Below are 18,421 nucleotides of genomic sequence, written 5' to 3'. Positions count from 1 at the left end.
ATCGTCCCTGAAAGACGCCCCGAAAGGCCATAGGAGTTCAACGTGGTGCACCCCAGCCTTCCCGCCGGTTTCGACTTCACCGACCCGGAGATCTACGCAGAACGGCTCCCGATCGAGGAGCTCAAGGAGCTACGGAAGACGGCTCCAATCTGGTGGCAGGAACAGCCAGAGGGAGTTGGCGGCTTCAACGACGGCGGATACTGGGTCGTCTCCAAGCACAAGGACGTCAAGGACGTGTCGCTACGCAGTGACGTCTTCTCCAGCTGGGAAAACACCGCGATCCCGCGGTTCCAGGACGACATCACGCGCGAGGCGATCGAGCTGCAGCGCTACGTCATGTTGAACATGGACGCCCCGCACCACACGCGCTTGCGCAAGATCATTTCCCGTGGTTTCACTCCGCGTGCCATTGGTCGGTTGCGTGACGAGCTGAACGAGCGCGCTCAACAGATCGCGAAGACGGCGGCGGCGAGCGGCAGCGGGGACTTCGTCGAGCAGGTCTCTTGTGAACTGCCGCTGCAGGCCATCGCTGGGCTGCTCGGGGTGCCCATCGAGGATCGCGGCAAGCTGTTCAATTGGTCCAACGAGATGACCTCGTATGACGATCCTGAGTTCTCTCATATCGACCCAGCGGTCTCGTCGATGGAGATCCTGGCCTACTCGATGGAGATGGCGAAGCAGAAGGCCGAGAACCCGGGCGAGGACATCGTGACCACGCTCATCAACGCCGAGGTCGAGGGCGAGGGCAAGCTGTCCGATGACGAGTTCGGCTTCTTCGTGATCATGCTGGCAGTGGCCGGTAACGAGACTTCGCGCAACTCGATCACCCAGGGCATGATGGCCTTCACCCAGTTCCCGGAGCAGTGGGAGCTGTACAAGAAGGAGCGCCCCGAGACTGCCGCCGATGAGATCGTCCGCTGGGCAACCCCAGTGACGTCTTTCCAGCGGACGGCGTTGGAGGACACCGAGCTTGGTGGCGTGCAGATTAAGAAGGGGCAGCGCGTGGTGATGATGTACCGCAGCGCCAACTTCGACGAAGAGGTGTTCGAGGATCCGTTCTCCTTCAACGTCATGCGTAACCCCAACCCGCACATGGGTTTCGGTGGCAGCGGTGCGCATTTCTGCATCGGGGCCAACCTGGCTCGTCTGACCATCAACCTGATGTTCAACGCCATCGCCGATCACATGCCGAACTTGGCTCCGGCAGGCGATCCGAAGCGGTTGCAGTCCGGCTGGCTCAACGGCATCAAGCACTGGCCGGTTGACTTCACCGGCGTTAGCGGTTGCCCGGTTCTGCAGTAGTTATTCAAAAGGAAACGCACGCTATGGATTTCGCTTTTGCAGAGGAGCAGCAGGCTGTCTCCGATGTGGTCGAAACGGTGCTTGCCGATCGTGAATTCATCGGCGTAGTGCCCGCGATCGGATACGACGAACCTGTCTGGCGGGCACTGGCTGACAACGGGGTCCTGAATCTTGCGCTGCCGGAACGACTGGGCGGTGACGGACTGGGCCTTGCCGAGGTATCGGTGGCGCTCCGGGTGCTCGGTAAGCACGGCGCCCTGACGCCGGCGCTGTCCACTCTCGGGTTCGGTGTGGTTCCCCTGGTGGAACTGGCCTCTGACGAGCAGCAGGATAGGTACCTTGCCGGTGTGGGCTCCGGCGGAATCCTGACGGCGGCTCTGAATGAACCGGGCCGAGCCGTTCCTTTCACGCCTTCGGTGTCCGCCGTACGCGATGGGTCCTCGGTGGTGTTGAACGGCCGCAAGATCGGCGTTCTGCATGCGGCCGAGGCGAATTGGATACTTGTCACCGCCGACAATGGCGTCGTTGTGGTGGCACCTAACACCCCGGGCGTGACAATCGCCCGGACGCCTACGGCCAGTAAGGCTGCCGAATACGCGGTGACCTTTTCCGATGTCTCGGTACCTGCGTCGGATGTGTTGAGCGGGTCGGTTGATCGGCTGAATCACCTTGTTTTGGCAGCTGTTGGTTCCTACGCGGATGGATTGGTTTCCGGCGCTTTGCGTCTTACTGCAGACCATGTGTCGAACCGGGAACAGTTCGGCAAGCCGCTGGCTACCTTCCAGGCGGTATCGCAGCAGCTGGCAGATGTGTACGTGGTGTCGCGGACACTGAATCTCGGTGTCACATCTGCGGTGTGGCGGCTGTCGGCAGCGCTCGATGCGACCGAGGACCTGGACATCGTGGCGTTCTGGATGGCCTTGGAGGCGCAGCGGGTCATGCAGATCTGCCATCACCTGCACGGCGGTCTGGGCGTGGATATCACCTACCCCTTGAATCGCTACTACTCGACGATCAAGGACCTGAGCCGTCTGGTGGGCGGTTCCTCCGAGCGTCTTGACGTACTCGCTGCGGCGCAAGTCTGATTGGACTCGACGATGCTCATTGATCTCACGCCGGAACAGGCGAAGCTGCAAAGCGATCTGCGGCAGTATTTCTCGAATCTCGTCACTTCCGACGAGACCCGCGGGATGATGGTCGACCGTCATAGCGCGTCCTATGAGGCCGTCGTGCGTCGGATGGGTCAGGACGGCTGGCTCGGTGTCGGATGGCCCAAGGAGTATGGCGGACACGGATTCGGTCCGCTGGAGCAGCAGATCTTCATGAACGAGGTCATCCGCGCCGATGTCCCGATGCCCCTGGTGACACTGCAGACTGTCGGTCCGACCCTGCAGAAGTACGGCACCGAAGAGCAGAAGAAGAAGTTCCTACCCGGAATCCTGGCCGGCGAAATCCATTTCGCCATCGGATATACCGAGCCGGAGGCGGGAACGGACCTGGCGTCCTTGCGCACCTCCGCGGTTCGCGATGGCGACCACTACATCGTCAACGGGCAGAAGATCTTCACCACCGGCGCACACCAGGCCCAGTACATCTGGCTGGCCTGTCGCACCGATCCGGATGCACCCAAGCACAAGGGCATCTCGATTCTCATCGTCGACACAAAAGATCCGGGTTACTCGTGGACGCCGATCATCACCAACGACGGTGCACACCACACCAACGCCACCTACTACTCCGATGTCCGGGTGCCGGTGGAGATGTTAGTGGGCGAGGAGAATCAGGGCTGGAAGCTCATCACCACCCAGCTGAACCACGAGCGGGTTTCACTGGGCCCCTCTGGGCGAATTGCCGGCATGTACGACCGGGTATATGAGTGGGCCGCGAAGCCGGGGGCCGACGGTGTCGCGCCGCTGTCACACGATGATGTCCGCCGCGTTTTGGGTGAGATGAAGGCAGTATGGCGGCTCAACGAGCTGCTCAACTGGCAGGTCGCCTCGTCGGGTGACGACATCAGCATGGCGGATGCGGCGGCGACGAAAATCCTTGCCACCGAATGGATTCAGAAACTCGGCCGGTTGAGCGAAGGAGTCGTGGGCCGCTATGGCGATCCCGCGGACGCGAACACTGCCGAGACACTTGAATGGCTTGATGCACAGACCAAGCGCCACTTGGTGATCACCTTCGGTGGCGGTGTGAATGAGGTTATGCGCGAGATGGTTGCAACCGCAGGACTAGGAACCCCGAGGGTTCCGCGATGACTGATGTAGTGCTTCAGGTTCAAGAGGGTGCGGCCAAGATCAAGGCCGACGGGCCGAGTACACCCAAGGTGGGTCGCGACCCCGTCAACCAGCCGATGATCAACAACTGGATCGAGGCGATGGGGGACAAGAACCCCATCTACGTGTCCGATGAAGCGGCCCGTGCCGCAGGGCATCCCGGCATCGTCGCACCGCCGGCGATGGCGCAGGTGTGGACCATGGGCGGGTTGCACAAGGTGCAGGCCACCGACGACCCGCTGGGTCGTGCAATGGAGCTATTGGACGGAGCTGGGTACGAGTCGGTCGTCGCGACCAACTCCGTACAGATCTACCACCGTTACTTAGCGCCGGGTGAAGAAGTCAGCATCACCAACGAGGTGAGCGACATCTTCGGACCCAAGCAGACCGCGCTGGGTGAGAGTTTCTTTATCAACATCCACGTCGAGTGGACGGTCGGCGACGAGCTTGTCGCCGAAATGAATTGGCGCATTATGAAGTTCCGACCGGGCGCGAAGCCCACATCGGATGTGCCCGAAGACCTTGATCCGTCCAAGTTGATGCGACCGTCCTGGTCGCGCGATAGCGCCTACTTCTGGGAAGGCGTCGCCGCGCACGAGCTGCGTCTGCAGAAGCGGCCCGACGGCTCGTTGCAGCACCCGCCGGTACCTGCGGTCTGGCAGGACAAAGAGGCGCCCGTCGAGTACCAGGTGGCCAGCGGCAAGGGTGCGGTGTACAGCTACGTCGTGCATCATGCGCCGCAAGTTCCCGGGCGTACTTTGCCTTTCGTGATCGCCCTGGTCGAGCTCGAGGAAGGTGTCCGGATGCTCGGGGAGCTCCGCGGCGTCTCACCCGATGATGTCGTAATCGGGTTGCCCGTTCAGGTGACATATCTCGACTTCCCGGCCGAGGGCGATAGTCCGGCGTGGACCCTATACGCATGGGAGGCAGCGTGAGTATCGTTGGCGAGAAGCTGCCCGAGCTGAAACTCGAAGGCACTCCGACATTTATCGTGTCGACCGCGTTGGCGACCCGTGACTTCCAGGATGTGCACCACGATCGCGATCTGGCGCAGGCCAAGGGTTCCAAGGACATCTTCGTCAATATCCTCACTGACACCGGTTTGGTGGAGCGGTTCGTCACCGACTGGGCGGGCCCGTCTGCGCGTGTGAAGTCCATCGCGTTGCGTCTGGGCGTCCCTTGGTACGCCTACGACACCACGGTGTTCTCCGGTGAGGTGTCGGCCGTCGAGGACGGGCTCGTGGAGGTAGATGTGGTGGGCCGCAACAGCCTTGGTGATCACGTCACCGCCAAGGTCAAGCTGACGATCGGAGCGGGACAGTGAGTCTCTCGGGTAAGGCCGCCATCGCGGGCATCGGCGCCACCGATTTCTCCAAGAAGTCTGGACGCTCGGAGCTGCGCCTGGCGTCGGAAGCCGTGCTGGACGCGCTGGACGATGCCGGGCTAGCCGCGTCGGATGTTGACGGCTTGGTGACCTTCACCATGGACTCCAACCTGGAGACCGCAGTCGCCCGCTCGACGGGTATCGGCGAGCTGAAGTTCTTCAGCCAGATCGGCTACGGCGGCGGGGCGGCAGCCGCGACGGTGCAGCAGGCCGCGTTGGCAGTTGCCGCCGGTGTCGCGGAAGTTGTTGTGGCATACCGTGCATTCAACGAGCGTTCGGAGTTTCGGTTCGGCCAGGTGATGACCGGACTCAGTTCAACGGCTGACTCGCGCGGGGTGGAGTACAGCTGGTCGTACCCGCACGGGTTGAGCACACCGGCGGCATCGGTGGCGATGATCGCCCGGCGGTACATGCATGAATACGGCGCCACAAGTGCCGATTTCGGTGCCGTGTCGGTGGCCGACCGTAAGCATGCGGCCACCAATCCAAAGGCTTTCTTCTATGGCAAGCCGATCACCATTGAGGACCACCAGAACTCGCGGATGATCGCCGACCCGGTGCGACTGCTCGACTGCTGTCAGGAAAGCGACGGTGGGGTGGCGATCGTCGTGACGACTCCCGAACGTGCGCGCGATCTGAAGCATCGTCCGGCAATCATCGAGGCCGCCGCGCAGGGGTCGAGCGATGACCAGTTCACCATGTACTCGTACTACCGTGACGAGCTTGGGCTGCCCGAGATGGGCCTGGTCGGCCGGCAGCTGTGGGCGCAAAGTGGCTTGACGCCCAATGACATTCAAACCGCGATCCTGTACGACCACTTCACGCCGTACACCCTGCTGCAGCTCGAAGAGCTGGGCTTCTGCGATAAGGGCGAGGCCAAGGATTTCGTCGCCAACGGCGCCATCGAGCTGGGCGGGAAGCTGCCGATCAATACGCACGGCGGTCAGCTCGGCGAGGCCTACATCCACGGCATGAACGGCATTGCCGAGGGTGTGCGTCAGCTGCGCGGCACGTCCGTCAACCAGGTGCCGAATGTCGAACATGTCCTCGTCACCGCCGGTACCGGGGTGCCGACCTCCGGCCTCATCCTGGGGTAATCGACTCAGCTCAGGAACCTGGCTATGCCCTGAGCGATCGCCGCCGCCAGACGGGCTTGGCCATCCGGACTGGACAGCATCGCGGCGTCGTCGCCGTTCTTCATGTTTCCGCACTCGATGAGGATTGCCGGGTACTGGGCCAGGTTTAACCCGGCTAGGTCGGAACGCCCATAGAGACCGTCGTTTCCACGGTAGGTCGACGGCTGGAATCCGGAGGTCTTGAGCTGATCGCGCATGGTGCTGGCCAAGCGCAACGACGGACCCGCCTGCGCTTCGTTGATCGGCGGATTCGAGTAGTTGACGTGAAATCCCCGGCCGTCTCGGGGGCCGCCATCGGCATGAATACTGACAATCGCATCGGGATTGAAGGAGTTGCCGTTAGCGGCGCGCTGGTCGATGCATGGTCCGAGTGCGTTGTCGTTGCCGCGTGAGAGCGCGGTGCGAACACCGGCCCCGGTAAGGGCCTGGCGGATGTGCAACACCACATTCCAGTTGAAAGTGTGCTCAGGAAAGCCTGCATCGGTGGCGGTGCCGCTGGTCTGGCAGTCCTTGGTGCGCCCCCGGCCGTCACTGACCTGCCGGGTGATCGAGCCGTCGTTGGCGCCGTTGTGGCCGGGGTCGAGGAAGACGATCTTGCCCGCGATGGGAGATTGGGCATGGGCCAGGGCGGCGGTTGAGAGCATGGCCGGCATGCTCAACAGGACGGGCACGCTCGAGGCGTACTTGAGGACATCGCGTCGCGAGAGGCAGCGGGACCGCTTGGCGGGACCGCACGGGGAGGTCTGCACGCGGGAAAGGTATGCGCCGAACCTGGGGTACGGTGCTCGGACATGTGGCTCGGTTGAACTGTGGCCGAGACGAGACCGTATCGCAGTCACAGCTTTCTGACAGAAACCCCGGTAATGCTTGGTCGATGATCTATCGGGAGGCCTCGACCGCGGCGGGCGTGCTGACCCGCCTGCGCAGGGACCTTGCCGAGACCTTTCAGCCGCCACGTCGATGGCTCGAGGGATTGGGTCTGAACCTCGCGCTGTCGATCGCCTACCTAATCATCTGGCAGCCGATCGCCCAACACGGACGCAAGCGCGACTGGGCGCTACTCGTCGGGACCTACTTCGCCATGTTCATCTTTGCCGACGTGTCCGTGACCAACATGCTCGGTCTGGACGCCGATCGAGTCAGGCACGCGTTGCGGGGTCATCGGTCGCTTCTACATGTCTTGCTGGTCAAGAACATCGCACTGTTTCTCGTCGCCGGGCTACCGACACTTGTGCTGACGGCTTTCCTGACCATCCACCGGCAGCAGGCAACCCAGACCGCGATCACGGTGCCCGATGTCGCCGTGCACATCGTGAGCTGGCTGGGCCTGGGCAATCTGGTGTCGGTGCTGCTGCCCATGGTGGCTCGGCCGCTGCGGATGCGTTGGCGGCAACGGGGCGACCTGTTGGTCACCGCGCGATGGCTCATCTATCTGGCCCTGCCATATGGCGTCTACTACCTCGTGGCACCGGTAGGAGGTATTCCACGGGCCATATTCGGGCGCAACGTTTTCCACTCCATGCCGCTTACCGAGCGATCCCTCATGGAACTCGGCTTGGGTATCGCGGTCTGGAGCATCGGCACCGTGCTTGCGCTGGGGGTGAACCGCTACCGCGGAATACGGTGGTACTAGCCGGAACGGCTATTTGTAGGTGAGCTCCACATCGGCCAGTGCGGGAGCGTCCTCACGCTCGGCCACGACTGCAGAGATCAGCAGCTTGCCGTCTTCCTTCCAGATGCGGGTCTTGAGTGTCTCGCCCGGGAACACCACACCCGCGAACTTCGCGGCATATGAGGTCACCCGCGAGGCGTCACCGTCCAGCGCCGCGTCGACGGCCGCCTTGCAGACCACGCCGTAGCTGCACAGCCCATGCAGGATCGGACGGGGGAATCCCGCCGCTGCCGCGAAGGCGGGGTCGGAGTGCAACGGGTTGCGGTCGCCGCAGAGCCGGTACAGCAGCGCCTGCTGCGGCAGGATGTGCGTCGAAACTTCCAGGTCCGGCGCGCGTTCGGGAGCACCACCGGCAGCGGACGGACCTCTTTCGCCGCCGAAGCCGCCCTCGCCGCGCGCGAAGATCGAACGACGGATGGTCCACAGGGGCCCCTGGTCGTCGGAAGTTGTTGTCTCCGTGACGATAACGGCAGCCTTGCCCTTGTCCCAGATCTCTACGATCTTGCCTTCCGACCGCGCGGTACCCGAGGGTGGCAAGGCGCGGTGCGCGGTCACCTGCTCGGTGCCGTGCAGGATCTTGGCCAGGTCGATCTCTATACCCGGGAACGACACCTTGGGGGGCTCCACCGCGTGGAAACCGGAGGCGACGGTCGCGAACGTCGGCAACACCTGCGGGGTCTTGTCTTGTAGGTACCGCAGTTCGGTCTCGCTGACTGGATCGGCGCCTGCACCAATCGCCAGGTGATACAGCTGCACATCGGATGCGGTCCAGGAGAATTCCGCGGGCTCGACAGCAGCGCCCAGGGCGATATCGACGTTGATAGGCATGAGCCGACCCTACTTGCCGGCGATATCGAGCGCGGCGAGGTAACCCCACGTCATGGCTGGGCCAATGGTGGCGCCCGGGCCGGCGTAGGTATGACCCATCACCGGAGTGCTGACATTGCCTGCGGCGTAAAGACCTTCGATGATGCTGTTGTCATCGCGCAGCACCCGGCCTTGGAGGTCGGTGCGCACGCCACCCTTGGTGCCCAGGTCTCCCGGCACCATCTTGGCCGCGTAGAACGGGCCCTTCTTGAGCTCACCCAGATTTGGGTTCGGCTTGTTGGTGGGGTCGCCGTAGTAGCGGTCGTAGGCGCTCTTGCCGCGGCCGAAGTCCTCGTCCACACCGTCGCGGGCGAAGCCGTTGAACCGCTCGATGGTCTGCGCTAACGCATCTATGGGGAGTTTCGCCAATTCCGCTAGCTCTTCGATGGTGTCGGCCTTGACGATGACACCCGACTCGATCCACTTGCTCGGAATCTTCTGTCCCGGCTGCAATCCGCCGAAGATGTACCGGTTGCGGTACTCCTGGTCGAAGACGAGCCACGCGGGCAGGTTCTCGCCCGGACCTGCGCCTTGGCCGTACTCGCCGCCGTACATGCGGTGGGTGGCCTCGACGTAGGGCAGCGATTCATTCATGAACCGCTTACCGGACGCGTTGACGATGATCGACCCGGGGGAGTTGCGCTCGGACAGTGCGAACCATGGCCGGCCGACCAGCGGAACTGTCGGGCCCCACCACGAGTCCTCCATGAACTCGAGCGCAGCGCCCAGCTTTTCGGCCGCCAGGATGCCGTCACCGGTGTTGGCCTTGGCGCCGACAGTCCACTCGGTGGTGATGGGGGCGCGCTGGTACTTCACGCGCATCTGCTCGTTGTGCTCGAAACCACCCGAGGCCAGGATGACGCCCTTGCGTGCCTTGATGACCGTCGGCTCGGCGGACTCGGCGCCATTGCTATCGCGCACGTAGACGCCCTTGACGGTGCCGTTCTCAATGTAGAGATCGGTCAACGCGGTGTTGAGCTTCACTGAAACTCCCGCGTCGCGCAGGCCGATACGGAGTGCCGCCGACAGCGCACGCCCCATGCCGACGAGCTTCTTGCCGGTGCCCTGCGCCCAGAACGTGCGCACGCCGACGCGCAGGCTGCGCAGCAGGCCACGCGGGTGGCGCTTGAGTTGGTTCAGCCGCACGTAATCTTGCTGGCGCACCACGACATTCAGCGGAACCTTGCCGTACGGTGGCTCCAGGTTGGGCAGCTCGTCACCGAGCTTCTTGGCGTCGAAAGGCTTTGGCTCCACCGAGCGTCCGGCGGCACGTCCACCCGGCGCCTCGGGGTAGTAGTCGGAGTAGTTGGGCACCCAGTCGAGCTTCAGCGGGGAGTTCGCGAGCACGAACGAGAGCATCTCCGGGCCGCGATCGAGATAGGTGTCGATCTTCTCGCGGGGCACGACATCGCCGATGATGTTGTAGAGGTACTCGCGGGCCGCCTCGGGGGTGTCGGTCTGTCGGGCCTTCTTGAGCACCTCGTTGTTGGGGATCCAGACGCCACCACCGGAACGGGCGGTCGATCCGCCGAAGTGGGGGGCCTTCTCGATCAGTACGGTGCTCAGCCCGTTGTGTGCCGCGGTGAGCGCCGCAACCATGCCGGCGCCACCACTCCCGACGACGACGACGTCGTACTCCTGCTCAGTCATGTAGAACACGTTATAGAATTGAGGCGGCCCGGCGCTACCGGCGCTGGCCTGTGGTTTCATCGTTCCGACACTTTGATGTTGCGGTGAAAACAGAAACATGTTGCTGTTTTGGCTATATGACGATGAGGGAGGCCCAGTGCCGGGTCGGTTGGATGTGCCCGCTGTGCCCTCCCCGGATGTTGTCATCGTCGGGTACGGAGTGGCCGGAGCGGCGGCCGCCCTGGCCGCGCTCGAACGCGGTGCGTCCGTCACGATCTTGGAGCGATTCGACGGTGGCGGGGCTTCCGCCATTTCAGGGGGCATTTACTACGCCGGCGGCGGGACGAACATTCAGCGCGACGCGGGCGTTGAGGACACCCCGGAGCTGATGCTGGAGTACTTGCAGCTGGAGGTCGGGGACGCTGTGAAACCCGAGACGTTGCGCCGTTTCGTCGACGGCAGCGTCGACACCCTGGATTGGCTACAAGGTTACGGAGTGCCGTTCGAGGGTTCGCTGGCTCCGTTCAAGACTTCGTACCCCACCAACGACTACTACCTCTATTTTTCCGGCAGCGAATCCTCTGGGATGGCGCGCACGGTGACGCCCCCTCGTCAACGCGGACATCGGGCCTTTGGCCGCGGCGTGTCCGGTAAGGCGCTCTTCGCGCCGTTGGCGGCCTCCGCGGAGCGTTTGGGTGCCGACGTGTGGCGGCAGACCCGGGTCACGGATCTGATCATCGAGGGCGGTCGTGTCGTCGGGGTGCGGGGGGCGACGCTGAAGGACGCACCGGGTTGGGTGCAACGGACGTACGCGCGTTTGACGCGCTACGCCACTAAACCCGGCATCTACTACCCACCGATGCGAAAGGCATTGGAGGGGCCTGCCTATGCGTTGGAGCGTCGGTTCGCCAAGCCGTTTGAGATCCGCGCCAACGACGGGGTGATCCTGTCCTCCGGCGGGTTCATCGCCAATCGTGAGTTGGTGGAGCGATATGCCCCGGCGTACGGGGACGGGTTGCAGCTGGGTACTGCGGGTGACGACGGAACCGCGTTGAAGCTCGCGGCGCCGTTGGATGCAGCCACCGGGCACCTCGACGAGATCTCCGCCTGGCGTTTCATCGTGCCAACCGCCGCATTCCTTGGCTCGTTGTTGGTGGATGCCAAGGGGCAGCGGATGGTTGACGAATCGCGTTATGGCGCCGCGCTGGGCAAGGCGATTGTGCAGCAGGCCGGTGGGGTGGGGTATCTGGTGGCCGATAAGGCGCTGCTGAAGCGGGCTCGTCAGCAGCTTGGTTCGCAGACGCTGTGGTTCCAGCGGATACAGGCCGAGGCGTTCCTCAATGTGGGGCGCAAGAAGGCCGGCTCCATCGAGGAGTTGGCGGCCAAGGCGGGTATCGATCCGGAAGCCTTGGCGCGCACCGTATCCGAGCATAATGACGCTATTGACGGCGGCGCGCCGGATCCGATGGGGAAGCCCGACGATTTTCGTGTCAAGATCGGGCAGGGACCGTTCTATCTGTTCAACGTGTCCATCAAGACCAACATGCTGAATCCGTGCCCGATGCTGACTCTTGGCGGGCTGGTTGTGGACGAGGAGACTGGTGTCGTGCAGACGACATCCGGCGACGCCATCCCGGGGCTCTATGCCGCCGGACGTGCGGCGGTGGGTATCTGCTCCAATTCGTATGTGAGCGGGTTGTCCCTAGCCGACTGCGTCTTTTCCGGGCGCCGGGCGGGGACCGAGACTGGAAGGCGCGTAGATGCTTAGTTCCGAAGTTCGTGAGGCCATTGCCGCCGATCTGGCCGAGGCCGAGCGCACCCGGGTGGCCATTGGGCCGCCCACCGACACCTACCCGGATTTCGGCGTCGTGGACGCCTACGAGATTCAGCTCGCCAATATTCGCTCTCGCCTAGCGGACGGTGCCAAGGTCGTCGGGCACAAGGTCGGCTTATCGTCCGAGGCGATGCAGAAGATGATGGGTGTCCACGAGCCGGACTACGGGCATCTGCTGGCCGATATGGAGCTATTCGAGGATGTCGCGGCGTCGGCGTCCAAGTTCCTGTTCCCGCGGGTGGAGGTGGAGGTCGGATTCATCCTGGCTGCTGATCTTCCCGGTGAGGATTGCACCGAGGATGATGTGTTGGCCGCGACTGCCGCGTACGTGCCGTCCATCGAGGTGGTAGACAGCCGGATCACCAACTGGCAGATCAAGATCTGCGACACCATCGCCGACAACGCATCCTCGGCCGGGTTTGTCATTGGCAAGCAACGGGTTTCGCCGAAGGACATCGACATCAAGTCGATCGATGCGGTGCTGACCTGCAACGGCGAGAAGTTGGCTGAGGGCAGAAGCGACGCGGTGCTGGGCAATCCGGTGACGTCGGTGGCATGGCTGGCGCGCAAGGTGGCGTCGTTTGGTGTGCGCTTGCGTGCGGGCGACGTGGTGTTGCCGGGGTCGTGCACACGGGCATTTGACGCCCATCCGGGGGACGAGTTTTTGGCCGAGTTCGCCGGACTTGGTTCGGTCCGACTGGCTTTCGAGTAGAGGAGAATTGTGAGCAAGGCATCTGTAGCGATTGTCGGTTCGGGAAATATCAGCACCGACCTGCTGTACAAACTGCAGCGGTCCGAGTGGCTGGAGCCGCGGTGGATGATCGGGATCGACCCCGAGTCCGAAGGCCTCAAGCGCGCCCGCGGGTTCGGGCTGGAAACCTCGCACGAGGGCGTCGACTGGCTGCTGGCGCAGGATGAGAAGCCCGACTTGGTGTTCGAGGCGACCTCTGCGTACGTGCATAAGGCCGCGGCACCGCGATACGAGGAAGCCGGGATCCGGGCGATCGACCTGACGCCCGCCGCGGTGGGTCCTGCGGTTGTGCCGCCCGCGAATCTGCGCGCACACCTTGATGCCCCGAACGTCAACATGATCACCTGCGGTGGCCAGGCGACGATTCCGATCGTGTACGCGGTGTCGCGAGTAGTCGAGGTGCCCTACGCGGAGATCGTGGCGTCGGTGGCGTCTGTTTCGGCAGGGCCGGGCACGCGCGCCAACATCGACGAGTTCACCAAGACCACGTCCAAGGGTGTCGAGGTGATCGGTGGCGCCAAGCGCGGCAAGGCCATCATCATCCTGAATCCGGCCGATCCGCCGATGATCATGCGCGACACAATCTTCTGCGCGATCCCGGAGGGCGCGGACAGGGATGCGATCACGGCGTCGATCCACGATGTGGTGAGCCAGGTGCAGCAGTACGTGCCCGGGTATCGGCTGCTCAACGAGCCGCAGTTCGACGAGCCCTCGGTAGTCAACGGCGGCAACCACGTCGTCACCACCTTCGTCGAGGTGGAGGGTGCGGGCGATTTCCTGCCGCCGTACGCCGGGAACCTGGACATCATGACCGCGGCCGCGACCAAGGTCGGCGAGGAAATCGCCAAAGAACTTCTATCAGCGAAGGTTTCGTAATATGGTTTCGGACACCAGTACTCAGCTTTTGGGCACCGACGGCATCTTCTTCGACGCGGCATGGGATGTGCGGATCACCGATACCTCGCTCCGTGACGGCTCGCATCACAAGCGGCATCAGTTCACCGCCGACGAGGTGCGAGCCATTGTCGCGGCTCTCGACGGTGCGGGTGTGCCGGTCATCGAGGTGACTCACGGTGACGGGTTGGGCGGGTCTTCGTTCAACTACGGCTTTTCGAAAACCCCTGAGCAGGAACTGATCAAGATCGCAGCGGAGACGGCTACGAATGCCAAGATCGCCTTCCTGATGCTGCCGGGTCTCGGGACCAAGGAAGACATCATCGAGGCGCAGGGCAACGGTGGATCGATCTGCCGTGTCGCCACGCACTGCACCGAGGCCGATGTCTCGATTCAGCATTTTGGGCTGGCACGTGAGCGCGGGCTGGAAACCGTTGGCTTCCTGATGATGTCGCACACTGTTTCGCCGGAGAAGCTGGCCAAGCAGGCGCGGATCATGGCGGATGCCGGATGCCAGTGCGTGTACGTGGTGGATTCGGCGGGCGCATTGGTTCTCGACGGTGTGGCCGACCGGGTCGCCGCGCTGGTGGCCGAGTTGGGTAACGATGCGCAGGTTGGTTTCCACGGGCACGAGAACCTGGGTCTGGGTGTCGCCAACTCGATCGAGGCGGTACGCGCCGGTGCCAAGCAGATCGACGGCAGCACAAGGCGTTTCGGTGCCGGCGCGGGCAACGCTCCGGTTGAGGCGTTGATCGGCGTGTTCGACAAGATCGGCGTGAAGACCGGTATCGACTTCTTTGATATCGCCGATGCCGCCGAAGAGGTTGTCGCGCCCGCGATGCCGGCCGAATGCCTGCTAGACCGCAACGCGTTGATCATGGGCTACAGCGGGGTGTACTCCAGCTTCCTCAAGCACGCAATCCGGCAGGCGGAGCGGTACGGGGTGCCCGCGCACCAGCTGCTGCACCGCGCCGGTCAGCGCAAGCTCATTGGTGGGCAGGAAGATCAGCTCATCGATATCGCGCTGGAGATCCAGCGGGAGAACGCAGCGAAGGGGTAATTCAGCGGTCGTCTTTCGCATATTCCTCGATCGACGTCGGATCACGGCGGGGTGCACAGCTACGATGTCTGTATGCCCACCGCCGGGTGATTAACACGCCGGTGCGCTCCTTGGCGTCGGTGGGTAATGCGTTAGGGAGGGGGTGGCTACCGCGTGTTCGGAGATGTGGCCAACAACCGTGGCAGGAACACTGAACCTTCGGGCACATTTCGAGTTCGTCCCGGCTAATTCTGCTGCGGTATTCTCAGCGCGCTTCCTGAAATGGGCCGCAGACCAGAGTGTCCCGATTGTGGATCAGCAGTCGGGGGAAGTTCTAATTGAGCACGAGGACTGGGGTCGGTACACCCTTCGGATCCTCTCCTCCGGCCAGGTGCAGGTTGACTCAAACTATCGAGGGTGGAGACCGAAGTTCGAAGTTTCTCCAGGAGACGATTTGGAACGCGTCTTGTGCCGAGAGATTGGCGACGATATCCGATTTCAGAAGAGACGGTCGTCCATCGAGTATCCGACGGAGTTGGCTCGAAGTGGGTCGATGCGCCGGAAAAAGGGCTGCTCGATCCCCGTGGGCGGCGGCGGTATCGCGCGTATGGATCGTGGGACCCATCCGCGCTGTCACATCTACTGCGCGTTACCCCCGTAAGGTTAAGTACTCCTACCGGAGCCGCCTCGGATGGCCGCTACGACACATTCTCACCAGAATCCAGCTCGACAACTGCTGATTCTGCTCCTCGTACGTTCACTGGTCGGTGTAATCGGTTGGGCTGTTTCAGCTGGCGACGGTCCATTGACCGTCGCTCTGTTTGTCATTACGGGTGTTGCGGCCACAGTGGGTATGGGTTGCTCGCGTTTGTCATCCTGCTGGAAGAGTGCGGACTCTGAGGCTTGGATCCGACGCCGCGCGTTGGGGCCTGTCGTGACGACATTGGCGTTTCTCGGTGTGATCACCGAGGTGTTTGCAATCTATTTGGCCATGGGCGCCGCAGGTAATACCTGGCACCACCCATTTGTTGCGCTAGTGATCGTCCTACTTGGGTTGCAACGGACTGAACGAGACGAGTCTCATAATGCCTTGCCGGACAGGGTAGCCCGCACGATGTCTTGGCTCATTCGGTGATCGTCATCTCCAACGGTGGAACGCGGCGAAGGGGTAGTTCAGCGGGCTCGGTAGCCGCTGCTTGCTATTGTCAGGACGAACTGGCCGGGGGCTTCAAGGTCATTGATGTACGCGCGCAGGCCATTGAAAATGTTGAAAGTGATCAATGGGGAGCGGCCTCGGTGCCCGAGTCGAGGTTCGCGGGACGCGCCGTTAAGTGGTGCAGATAGGGCCGTGTGAGGAAGTGCGCGCCGTCCGATCTCGGCCTCGGTGACGGCGAGATCGACAGGTGCCGCGATCACGTACGTCTCATGACCTTTGACGGTGGGCTCCTGCCAGTCCAAGTGCCAACCGGAAGTGGTATCGCCGATCCGGCAGCCCAGGTACTCGCTCCAACGATCTATTGCTGCCAGGGTGTACTCGGCGACGCTAAGAACCTCCTTGCGGGAGAGTTCCGCCCGACGTGGCTCGTCGGGATAGATGAGCGGTTCGCGTTCATCCGCCGGATCCAGCGGCCAGTGGTTGACATAGCGGCCGGGATACGTGCCAACATTGCGATAGCGGCCGAAGTAGCGCGGCGATACGACGCGGAGGGTGTCGTATGGATCCGCTTGATTGAGGCGTTCGATTCTGGAGCGAAATCCGTAAGGCCCAGGTGTCCAGTTCATGGTGGTCGCATCACCAACATCGGAAATCGGATACCGACTGTAGATAGGTGGCAGAATGGCGCGTTCTAAGTGGAACCGGTTGACGCTGTCTCGGGGCAGCCTTACGGAACTCGTCACATAGAAGCCATTCTTGTCGCCATAGGCATCGAGCGCCCGCTGATGTCCGCCGCCCAGCGCAGCCCGGGCCTGATCCAGGCGCAGGAAGGTCTCAGTTGGTCTGGTTCCCTCGCGCGACAGTGCTTCCACGATTTCGCGCGTGAGCTGTACACCGAACGCGGTGGCGGAATTCGCCTGGCGCCAGGTGAGCCAATGCCGGGATGACACCTCACCCGCGGCGCAGCCCGGTAAGTCGACAACCGGGATGGGCGCCGAACGCTTTGGTGAAAGGTTACGGGTCTGGGTCCACAGCCATTCACCAAAGCCGAACTCGCCCCATGGCTTGCTCATGCGGTGACCGTCACATCGGGGCGGTAGTGCCGCACCCATGTGCCGATAGTGCCACGCGTCCAATCGTTTTCGAACTCGCTAGGGAAGATGACGGCTTGGGTTGCCTGGAATGGCTGTCCTTTGCGCAGTTTTGAGCCGGAGTTACGGTCGTGGGCTTTGAGGATTGCGTGCGGGGCACCAGGAAGTGGACTTAGTGTGCCCTCGCCAATGATGCCCGCCGCGAATGCGGCGCTTGCGGTAGATACTGCTGCGTTGGCCATGGCATTGAGGGGTCCGCCAATGAATCGTATCGCGCCCGAAGGTAAAGCGGAGTTGTGCGTTTCAATCCGGTCGACTGCGCTCCAAGGGATCTCGATAGCAACTGCGTTGTCGAGGCGCTGTAAACCGCTGGGAGACAGGATGAGACGCGTCTGCGTGCCGTACTGGCTCGCAAGTTGGGCGTGCTTGCGGGTATACATCAGATATGGCACGGCGACCGCTGCGATAAATCCGCCGATGAAGGAGATGGCAGCGACAGTCGGGAACATCAGACCGAGTGTCACCGCCACTACGAGCCATGACACAACACCGGCCATGATCAACAAGGGGACTCCTCGCTTGAGTACCTTGGTGGGCTCAAGGATGCACCGAAGTTCTACCGGTTGATCAAAGTTCATTGATGTTTCCCTACTTCACAAGACCAAGGTCAGATCGCGTGACGACCGCCCAATCGTCGTTATCGTTGATGAGTTGCACGCCGGAGAGTGCCGGAGTCTCAGCGACCATGCCCACGATGGCGTCCCAGCTCATCCCGCCATACGTGTATCCCGTGCGGATCCTGGTGGTGTAAGCCTGCACAAGTCCGTCGATACCGCCGGCCGATGAGGTGACGAGTATGGGTTGTTCGGACTCTGATGTTGGCGGTGTCAATCGCACGAACAGTTCCCTGTCATTCAATCGTCGCTGTAGCGCCGAGAACCACTCTGCCCGTGGGTGATCCGCTGACTCGGTGATCAGCGATTCGATTGTGTCGGCGGGTTTGTTCATGCTCGGCAGGAGGTCCAAGATGGCGGCGATCTGGCTCTTTCGGATCGGTACCCGACTGCCCTGGATGTTCTTGACGATCAGCCACTCGACGGGCGGTATCTTCGACGCCAGATCCAGGACAGTTCGCCATGGTGCGCCTGCGAACTGTTTCCACAGCTCGGGATGCGTTTTCGAGGGGTATGCCACCAATGCATACGTTCCGTCAGCCATCTCCAGTAGCGGGGTATTGATCTGCTCTTCCCCATCTACGTCCTTGATATCAACGGAATAGAAGATCTCGTGATCGTCGAGGGCGAGGAACAGCTCACTGGCCAATTGCTGGTCCTGGGTTGTAGCTGCGCGCGTGATGAGTTCCTCGATGCCATTCGCTGGACTCATC

The 18,421-nt window shown here is 62.5% G+C and carries 17 protein-coding genes; 11 read left to right on the top strand and 6 right to left on the bottom strand.

The features are described 5' to 3' along the window. The first annotated feature begins 42 nt into the window (after nt 1–42). The 6 genes from AB0H22_RS24635 to AB0H22_RS24610 are packed head-to-tail and all read left to right on the top strand — an operon-like array spanning nt 43 to nt 6,062. Nucleotides 43–1,302: a cytochrome P450 gene (locus AB0H22_RS24635; protein WP_180750876.1), complete on the top strand. Its 1,260-nt coding sequence runs from the start codon at nt 43–45 to the stop codon at nt 1,300–1,302. A gap of 23 nt (nt 1,303–1,325) precedes the next feature. Next, the gene (locus AB0H22_RS24630) at nt 1,326–2,387 is read left to right on the top strand and encodes an acyl-CoA dehydrogenase family protein (protein ID WP_358149816.1); all 1,062 of its coding nucleotides are present in this window, start codon (nt 1,326–1,328) and stop codon (nt 2,385–2,387) included. Between the two features lie 12 nt (nt 2,388–2,399). Further along, nucleotides 2,400–3,563: an acyl-CoA dehydrogenase FadE29 gene (fadE29, locus tag AB0H22_RS24625; protein ID WP_180750878.1), complete on the top strand. Its 1,164-nt coding sequence runs from the start codon at nt 2,400–2,402 to the stop codon at nt 3,561–3,563. Further along, complete coding sequence (locus tag AB0H22_RS24620; RefSeq protein ID WP_358149814.1) at nt 3,560–4,516, top strand: OB-fold domain-containing protein; 957 nt, start codon at nt 3,560–3,562, stop codon at nt 4,514–4,516. The genes fadE29 and AB0H22_RS24620 overlap by 4 nt, the downstream gene beginning before the upstream one ends. Then, nucleotides 4,513–4,905, top strand: coding sequence for a MaoC family dehydratase (locus tag AB0H22_RS24615; protein WP_358149811.1), 393 nt, complete (start codon nt 4,513–4,515; stop codon nt 4,903–4,905). The genes AB0H22_RS24620 and AB0H22_RS24615 overlap by 4 nt, the downstream gene beginning before the upstream one ends. Then, the gene (locus AB0H22_RS24610) at nt 4,902–6,062 is read left to right on the top strand and encodes a lipid-transfer protein (RefSeq protein WP_180750881.1); all 1,161 of its coding nucleotides are present in this window, start codon (nt 4,902–4,904) and stop codon (nt 6,060–6,062) included. Before AB0H22_RS24615 ends, AB0H22_RS24610 begins: the two co-directional genes overlap by 4 nt. Before the next feature lie 5 nt (nt 6,063–6,067). Here AB0H22_RS24610 and AB0H22_RS24605 read toward each other — a convergent pair whose 3' ends face one another. Next, on the bottom strand, nt 6,068–6,754 hold the full coding sequence (locus AB0H22_RS24605) for an Rv3717 family N-acetylmuramoyl-L-alanine amidase (RefSeq protein WP_358149822.1): 687 nt from the start codon (nt 6,752–6,754) through the stop codon (nt 6,068–6,070). A 221-nt stretch (nt 6,755–6,975) separates the two neighbouring features. Here AB0H22_RS24605 and AB0H22_RS24600 point away from each other — a divergent pair, with 221 nt between their 5' ends. Beyond that, nucleotides 6,976–7,734 (top strand): hypothetical protein, encoded by a 759-nt coding sequence (locus tag AB0H22_RS24600; protein WP_180750882.1) that lies wholly within the window; start codon nt 6,976–6,978, stop codon nt 7,732–7,734. A gap of 9 nt (nt 7,735–7,743) precedes the next feature. On the opposite strand, the gene AB0H22_RS24595 is transcribed toward AB0H22_RS24600, so the two are convergent. Continuing rightward, nucleotides 7,744–8,601, bottom strand: a complete 858-nt coding sequence (locus AB0H22_RS24595) for a MaoC/PaaZ C-terminal domain-containing protein (protein WP_180750883.1) — start codon at nt 8,599–8,601, stop codon at nt 7,744–7,746. Between the two features lie 9 nt (nt 8,602–8,610). Further along, a complete protein-coding gene (gene kstD, locus AB0H22_RS24590) occupies nt 8,611–10,290 on the bottom strand; it encodes a 3-oxosteroid 1-dehydrogenase (RefSeq protein ID WP_255485993.1) in 1,680 nt (559 codons plus the stop codon). A gap of 97 nt (nt 10,291–10,387) precedes the next feature. Here kstD and AB0H22_RS24585 point away from each other — a divergent pair, with 97 nt between their 5' ends. The 4 genes from AB0H22_RS24585 to dmpG are packed head-to-tail and all read left to right on the top strand — an operon-like array spanning nt 10,388 to nt 14,808. Continuing rightward, nucleotides 10,388–12,037 carry an FAD-binding protein gene (locus tag AB0H22_RS24585; protein ID WP_358149807.1) on the top strand — a complete coding sequence of 550 codons (1,650 nt, stop codon included), beginning with the start codon at nt 10,388–10,390 and terminating at the stop codon, nt 12,035–12,037. Further along, nucleotides 12,030–12,815, top strand: coding sequence for a 2-keto-4-pentenoate hydratase (locus tag AB0H22_RS24580; RefSeq protein WP_180750885.1), 786 nt, complete (start codon nt 12,030–12,032; stop codon nt 12,813–12,815). The genes AB0H22_RS24585 and AB0H22_RS24580 overlap by 8 nt, the downstream gene beginning before the upstream one ends. Nucleotides 12,816–12,821: 6 nt before the next feature. Next, nucleotides 12,822–13,730, top strand: a complete 909-nt coding sequence (locus tag AB0H22_RS24575) for an acetaldehyde dehydrogenase (acetylating) (protein WP_180751246.1) — start codon at nt 12,822–12,824, stop codon at nt 13,728–13,730. Nucleotide 13,731: 1 nt separating this feature from the next. Further along, entirely contained in the window at nt 13,732–14,808 is a 1,077-nt protein-coding gene (dmpG, locus tag AB0H22_RS24570) for a 4-hydroxy-2-oxovalerate aldolase (RefSeq protein WP_358149805.1), read from the top strand. Between the two features lie 1,152 nt (nt 14,809–15,960). Here dmpG and AB0H22_RS24565 read toward each other — a convergent pair. The 3 genes from AB0H22_RS24565 to AB0H22_RS24555 are packed head-to-tail and all read right to left on the bottom strand — an operon-like array spanning nt 15,961 to nt 18,420. Then, the gene (locus AB0H22_RS24565; protein ID WP_358149803.1) at nt 15,961–17,016 is read right to left on the bottom strand and encodes a hypothetical protein; all 1,056 of its coding nucleotides are present in this window, start codon (nt 17,014–17,016) and stop codon (nt 15,961–15,963) included. Further along, nucleotides 17,013–17,672, bottom strand: a complete 660-nt coding sequence (locus tag AB0H22_RS24560) for a hypothetical protein (protein ID WP_358149801.1) — start codon at nt 17,670–17,672, stop codon at nt 17,013–17,015. Before AB0H22_RS24560 ends, AB0H22_RS24565 begins: the two co-directional genes overlap by 4 nt. Before the next feature lie 10 nt (nt 17,673–17,682). Next, a complete protein-coding gene (locus AB0H22_RS24555; protein ID WP_358149799.1) occupies nt 17,683–18,420 on the bottom strand; it encodes a hypothetical protein in 738 nt (245 codons plus the stop codon). Nucleotide 18,421: the final 1 nt, after the last annotated feature.

The organism is Mycobacterium sp. NPDC050853 (assembly GCF_040653875.1).
Taxonomy (GTDB): Bacteria; Actinomycetota; Actinomycetes; order Mycobacteriales; family Mycobacteriaceae; genus Mycobacterium.
Note: the sequence above shows the minus strand (reverse complement) of the source record. Positions and strands in the feature narration are given on the sequence as shown.

Excerpts from the sequence above, each read along its gene's own strand:
- AB0H22_RS24630 (WP_358149816.1), top strand. The coding sequence starts at position 1,326 with ATGGATTTCGCTTTTGCAGAGGAGCAGCAGGCTGTCTCCGATGTGGTC.
- kstD (WP_255485993.1), bottom strand. The coding sequence starts at position 10,290 with ATGACTGAGCAGGAGTACGACGTCGTCGTCGTCGGGAGTGGTGGCGCC.
- AB0H22_RS24585 (WP_358149807.1), top strand. The coding sequence starts at position 10,388 with ATGTTGCTGTTTTGGCTATATGACGATGAGGGAGGCCCAGTGCCGGGT.
- AB0H22_RS24595 (WP_180750883.1), bottom strand. The coding sequence starts at position 8,601 with ATGCCTATCAACGTCGATATCGCCCTGGGCGCTGCTGTCGAGCCCGCG.
- AB0H22_RS24565 (WP_358149803.1), bottom strand. The coding sequence starts at position 17,016 with ATGAGCAAGCCATGGGGCGAGTTCGGCTTTGGTGAATGGCTGTGGACC.
- dmpG (WP_358149805.1), top strand. The coding sequence starts at position 13,732 with ATGGTTTCGGACACCAGTACTCAGCTTTTGGGCACCGACGGCATCTTC.
- AB0H22_RS24560 (WP_358149801.1), bottom strand. The coding sequence starts at position 17,672 with ATGAACTTTGATCAACCGGTAGAACTTCGGTGCATCCTTGAGCCCACC.
- AB0H22_RS24600 (WP_180750882.1), top strand. The coding sequence starts at position 6,976 with ATGATCTATCGGGAGGCCTCGACCGCGGCGGGCGTGCTGACCCGCCTG.
- AB0H22_RS24605 (WP_358149822.1), bottom strand. The coding sequence starts at position 6,754 with ATGCCGGCCATGCTCTCAACCGCCGCCCTGGCCCATGCCCAATCTCCC.
- AB0H22_RS24620 (WP_358149814.1), top strand. The coding sequence starts at position 3,560 with ATGACTGATGTAGTGCTTCAGGTTCAAGAGGGTGCGGCCAAGATCAAG.
- AB0H22_RS24555 (WP_358149799.1), bottom strand. The coding sequence starts at position 18,420 with ATGAGTCCAGCGAATGGCATCGAGGAACTCATCACGCGCGCAGCTACA.
- AB0H22_RS24580 (WP_180750885.1), top strand. The coding sequence starts at position 12,030 with ATGCTTAGTTCCGAAGTTCGTGAGGCCATTGCCGCCGATCTGGCCGAG.
- fadE29 (WP_180750878.1), top strand. The coding sequence starts at position 2,400 with ATGCTCATTGATCTCACGCCGGAACAGGCGAAGCTGCAAAGCGATCTG.